The organism is Actinosynnema sp. NPDC059797, from assembly GCF_042732085.1.
Lineage (GTDB): Bacteria > Actinomycetota > Actinomycetes > Mycobacteriales > Pseudonocardiaceae > Actinosynnema.
This window is the reverse complement of sequence record NZ_JBHWIE010000450.1, coordinates 1-5,149: the sequence shown is the minus strand read 5'-3', so window position 1 is coordinate 5,149 and position 5,149 is coordinate 1. Positions and strand designations below refer to the sequence as shown.

The following is a 5,149-nucleotide window of genomic DNA, read 5'->3' as shown; positions in this document are numbered from 1 at the left end:
TAAGAGACAGCGTACGTCCTGGCCGACGTTGTCGTACGTTAAGTACCCCCTATTTCAACGATCTTGTACCCATGCGCTGGCCCGCTGGGGTACGCGAACGTTGAATTCGGGGGTCCTGGGTGTTGGACACAGTGGTCCTGGGCGTACGACTCGCGAGGTCTGGGCGTACGACTCGCGCGGGGTCAGGCGTCTTCCAGGCCGATGGCGAAGGCCGCGTCGGTGTCGCGCTTGGCGTACGAGCGGAACGAGATGTGGGTGTCCGTGTTCAGCACGCCCGGCACCTTGGAGATGCGGCCGGGCACCAGGTCGGCCAGGTCCTCGTGCCGGGCGACCTTGACCAGGGCGATCAGGTCGACGTCGCCGGCGCACGAGTAGACCTCGGTGACGCCCTCGATGTCGGCGATCGCCTGCGCCGCGTCCGGGATGGTGTCGGCGGCGGCCTGGATCAGCACGATCGCGGTGATCACAGCGGTCCTCCTCAGTCGGGGTTCTCGACCGCCCACATGCTAGTGGCCCACGTCCCGGTACTGGTCGCGACCGGCGTCGGCGCGGGCCACCCACTCCCGCCACGACCCGGCGGCGCCGGCGGGCGAGGTCCAGGGCACGTCGCAGCGCACCAGGCGCGTGCCGGGGCGGTCGAGCCACCGCAGCACCACGCCCACCTCCTCGGCCGGCGCGCCGAACAGGGGGCCCTCGCCGGGCACGACGGTCTCCGCCGACGCCACCAGCGCCTCCACCACCGGCATCGGCGCGGTGCCCCGCCGCGCGACCCCGGCCGACGCCAGCCGCCCGTGCCGGACGACGGCGAACTCCCAGCCGCCCGAGCCGTCGGGGCGGGCGGCCACCAGTTCGGGCAGGGAGGCGAGGCCGGCCAGCCGCTGCGCCCGGTCCAGCGCCCGCACCAGTGACGACACCCGGTCGCGCCGGGTGGCGGCGTCCTCGAACCGGTGCGCCTCGGCCAGCGCGTCGAGCTGGGCGGCCAGCGCGGCCAGCGGTTCCGTGTCGACGCCCGCGACGAGCCTGCGGAACGCGTCGGCGGCGGGCCCGTACTCGGCCGCCGACTGCCGCCCGGCGCACGGGGCCTTGCACCGGCCCAGCTCGTAGAGCGCGCACGGGGTGCCCGAGGGGTTGCGCGCCGGGATGCGCTGGGCGCACGCCCGCAGCGGCACGGCCTCCAGCAGGGTCTCGGTCGCCGCCTCCGCCAGCCGCCGCGACCGGAACGGGCCGAACGCGCCCTCCCTGGGCGCGCGGACCACGGACAGGCGCGGGAACGCCTCGTCGGTCAGCACGAGCCACCACACGCCCTTGGGATTCTTGGAGCGCCGGTTGTAGGCGGGCTTGTGCGCGGTGATCAGCCGCAGCTCCCGCACCTCGGCCTCCAGCGGGTGGGCGCACTCGACCACGTCCACGCGCGTGGCGAGCGCGACCATCTCCCGCAGCCGCTTGCGGCCCTCACTGGCGGTGAAGTACTGCCGGACGCGCTGGCGCAGGTCGGAGGCCGTCCCGACGTACAGCACCTCGTCCGAGGGGCCCCGGAACAGGTACACGCCGGGCGTCGAGGGCAGGCCCGAGGCCAGGGTGCGCTTGCGGCGCTGCTCCGGGGTCACCTCGGGCAGGTAGGCGAGCAGCTCCTCCAGCGAGTGCACGCCGACCGAGCCGACCCGCTCCAGCAGGTGGTGCAGCACCTCGACGGTGGCGCGGGCGTCGGTGAGCGCCCGGTGGTTGGGCTGCTCGGCCACGCCGAACAGGGCGGCCAGCGCCGACAGCCGGCAGCTGGGGGCCTCGTCGCGGGTCAGCACGCGGCGGGCCAGGCGCACCGTGCAGACGACGGTGGGCTTGGGCCAGGCGTAGCCGTGGCGGAGGCAGGCGGCCTTCATGAAGCCCACGTCGAAGCCCGAGTTGTGCGCGACGAGCACCGCGCCGGCCGCGAACTCCAGGAACGCGGGCAGCACGGTGGCGAGCCGCGGCGCGCCGGTGACCATCACCTGCGTGATCCCGGTCAGCGCGCTGACCTGCGGCGGGATGCCCCGCTCCGGGTCGACCAGGGTGGCGAACTCCCCGAGCACCCGCCCGCCGCGCACCTTGACCGCGCCGATCTCGGTGATCGCGTCCTCGTCCGCCCGGGCACCCGTGGTCTCCAGGTCGAACACGACGAACGTGGTGTCGCGGAGAGGGGTGCCCAGTTCGTCGAACGTGAGTTGACTGGTCATCAGCTCGGCACGGTAGCCGCCGCCACCGACAAACACCGACAAACACCGACGGGCACCGGCGAACGAGGGGACGGGACGGGGTGGCGGGAGCGGGGCGGGCGGCCCCGGGGCCGGGCGCGGGATCAGCCGGTCGTGAGGTGGACCGATACCGAGAGTCAACGTCGCTGCCTCGTGTTACCGGATCGGTGGATGGGTAGGGTGGGCCGTAGCCTGTACGGGTGCAAGACCCGACCGCGCCCTTGGACGAGCTGGAGACCGGTGAGCCGGCCGAGCCCGTCGAGTCCACTGTGGACTGGAGTGCGCTGCCCGAGCCGCTGCGCATGCGGCTGGCCGAGCTGAGCGCCGACGCGCTGGCCGACCTGGCGAAGGTCGACGTCCCGCAGTCGCTGCGGGCGGTGGCGCGGTTCGCGCCGACCAAGCGCGCCCGGCTCGGCAGCGGCGCCCTCATCGCCGGGCTGCGGTCGTCGACGAACTTCCGCGCGGCCGTGGTGGAGTGGCTCCAGCGCAACCGGCCGGCGGCGCTGGAGGTGACCGCGCCCGACCCGGTGGCGGCGGGCGCGGCGGCGGTCCTCCAGGGCGAGGAGGTCGCGAACCACTTCATCGAGCTGGTCACCCGGCGCGTGGCGGACGCGGCGCTGCGGGCCGAGCGGGACGCCGCCGTGCAGCGCGTCGAGCGCCTGGAGCACGAGCTGGAGCGGTTGCGGGAGGAGCGCGCCGAGCTGGACGGCGCGGTGGACCAGGTCCGGCAGGGGGCCGAGGTCGAGCTGGAACGGCTGCGCAAGCGCTTGCGGGAGCAGGGCGTGCGGGTGCGCGAGGCCAAGGACCGCGCCGAGTCGGCGGCGGCCGAGGTGGAGCGGGTCCGCGCGGAGGCCGAGGCCGAGGTGCGCAGGCTGACCGCCGAGCGCGACCGCGAGCGCGAGCGCGCCGAGACCGAGCGCGCCAAGGCGCAGCGGGCCGTGGCCGACGCCGAGGTGGCGCGCCAGTCCGCGAAGGAGGCCCGCCAGGCCGACGAGGTGCGCCTGGCGCTGCTGGTGGACACCCTGGACGGCGCGGTGAACGGCCTGCGCCGCGAGCTGGCCCTGGGCGGCGCCGGACCGCGCCCGGCGGACCTCGTGCGGGGCGCCAGCGCGGCGCAGGGCGCGGTCGGTCGGGTGGAGGACCCGGCGGCGCTGGACCGGCTGCTCGCGCTGCCCGCGGTGCACTTGATCGTGGACGGCTACAACGTGACCAAGACGGGCTACCCGGAGCTGTCGCTGTCCGACCAGCGCGACCGCCTGGTGCACCAGCTGGCGGTGCTGGCGGCGCGCACCGGCGCGGAGGTGACGCTGGTGTTCGACGGCGCGGGCGTGGTGGCCGTGCCGACGGCCGCGCCGCGCGGGGTGCGGGTGCTCTTCAGCGATCCGGGCGTGCTGGCCGACGACGTGATCCGGGCGCTGGTGACCGCCGAACCCGAGGGCCGTCCGGTGGTCGTGGTGACCTCCGACCGGGCGGTCGCGGACTCCGTCCGTCGGCGGGGCGCGCACCCGGTGCCGTCCGCGGTGCTCTTGGCCCGCCTCGTCCGGGTGTGACACAGATCGTGTTTTTAACACCACGTGGGGTCACACCGTGAGGTCACGGCTGGCCCGTTCGAGACCGAGGGTGAACTCTTGTGGTTTTGCATCACCCGCTAGTGGACGATTCGACTCACTTTTCGTAACCTAGCCGAGACCTCGTGGAGGGCAGCCGACCAGCCTGGTCGGCGACGCGAGTTCACCGCCGAATCGGCCTGTCGGGGAGCCGAGCCGGAAATGCGAAGTTGACCTGTCGGGCACGTGCGCGTGCCCGGACCGGTAGGCGGTCCACACTGAAGGAGACACACGCGACTGTGGCGTCGCAACGACTCAAGCGCGGACTGCGCGGGGCGATGGCGGCCACGGCGGTGGCCGCTGCGGCGGTGGGCGCGATGCCCGTACCGGCCGGAGCGCAACCGAACACCCCCGCGAACGCCTCCGAGGCGCTGAAGAAGTACAACGAGCTGGCCGAGCAGGCCACCAAGCTCAACGAGGAGCTGCTGCGCGCCGAGGAGCAGCGCGACCTCAACCAGACCAAGCTCGACCAGGCCAACCGGGACCTCGCCCAGGCCACCCAGGAGGGTGACCAGGCGAAGGCGGCCGAGGAGGAGTTCCGGGTCCAGGTCGACAAGCTGACCGAGGCGTCCTTCGAGGGCGCGCGGTTCAGCCAGCTGTCGGCGCTGCTGGTCGCGGAGTCCCAGCAGGACTTCCTCAACCGCATGTCCGCGCTGGGCGTGCTGGCCTCCGACAACGACGAGGCGCTCGACCGGCTCGCCGGCGCCGTCGACGCCGCCGAGAACGCGCGCGAGCAGGCCGCCAAGGCCCAGGCCGACGCGCAGGCCGCGACCGACGAGGCCATCCGCATCGCGGACGAGATCAAGGCGCGCAAGAACGACCTCGACAAGCAGAAGACCGAGGTCAAGACCCAGCTCGACCGGCTGACCGCCCAGGAGCGCAACACGCTCCAGTCGGTGGGCAGCGTGCCGAACGTGAACGTGCCCGAGGGCACGGCCGGCAAGGCGCTCCAGCACGCCCTGAACCAGATCGGCGACATGTACCAGTACGGCGCGACCGGCCCCAACGTCTGGGACTGCTCCGGCCTGACCATGAAGTCCTACGCGTACGCGGGCATCAGCATCCCGCGCACCAGCCAGGGCCAGGCGGGCGCGGGTCGCGCGGTCAGCCGCGCCGAGGTCCGCGCCGGCGACCTGATCATCTACAACGGCGGCATGCACGTCGGCATGGCGGTGGACAACGCCAACGTCGTGCACGCCTCCACCGACGGCGTGCCGGTGAAGATCGTGCCGCTGTCCAACCCCGGCACCATCTACGCGATGCGCCGGATCGAGGGCTGACAGGAGCGACCGGCGGGGCCACCCTGGGTGGGGT

At 73.6% G+C, this 5,149-nt stretch carries 4 protein-coding genes; 2 read left to right on the top strand and 2 right to left on the bottom strand.

The window, feature by feature from the left end; genetic code table 11:
* Nucleotides 1–182: 182 nt before the first annotated feature.
* Nucleotides 183–467 carry an Lrp/AsnC family transcriptional regulator gene (locus ACFV4N_RS39510; protein ID WP_499677806.1) on the bottom strand — a complete coding sequence of 95 codons (285 nt, stop codon included), beginning with the start codon at nucleotides 465–467 and terminating at the stop codon, nucleotides 183–185.
* Between the two features lie 39 nt (nucleotides 468–506).
* Nucleotides 507–2,210: a DEDD exonuclease domain-containing protein gene (locus ACFV4N_RS39505; RefSeq protein WP_499677805.1), complete on the bottom strand. Its 1,704-nt coding sequence runs from the start codon at nucleotides 2,208–2,210 to the stop codon at nucleotides 507–509.
* A gap of 320 nt (nucleotides 2,211–2,530) precedes the next feature.
* Here ACFV4N_RS39505 and ACFV4N_RS39500 point away from each other — a divergent pair, with 320 nt between their 5' ends.
* On the top strand, nucleotides 2,531–3,778 hold the full coding sequence (locus tag ACFV4N_RS39500) for an NYN domain-containing protein (protein ID WP_499677807.1): 1,248 nt from the start codon (nucleotides 2,531–2,533) through the stop codon (nucleotides 3,776–3,778).
* Between the two features lie 296 nt (nucleotides 3,779–4,074).
* Nucleotides 4,075–5,115 (top strand): C40 family peptidase, encoded by a 1,041-nt coding sequence (locus ACFV4N_RS39495; protein ID WP_499677804.1) that lies wholly within the window; start codon nucleotides 4,075–4,077, stop codon nucleotides 5,113–5,115.
* The last annotated feature ends 34 nt before the right edge of the window (nucleotides 5,116–5,149 follow it).

What these genes read in the sequence shown, in the direction of transcription:
- ACFV4N_RS39505 (WP_499677805.1), bottom strand. Translation starts at nt 2,210, where the DNA reads ATGACCAGTCAACTCACGTTCGACGAACTGGGCACCCCTCTCCGCGAC.
- ACFV4N_RS39500 (WP_499677807.1), top strand. Translation starts at nt 2,531, where the DNA reads ATGCGGCTGGCCGAGCTGAGCGCCGACGCGCTGGCCGACCTGGCGAAG.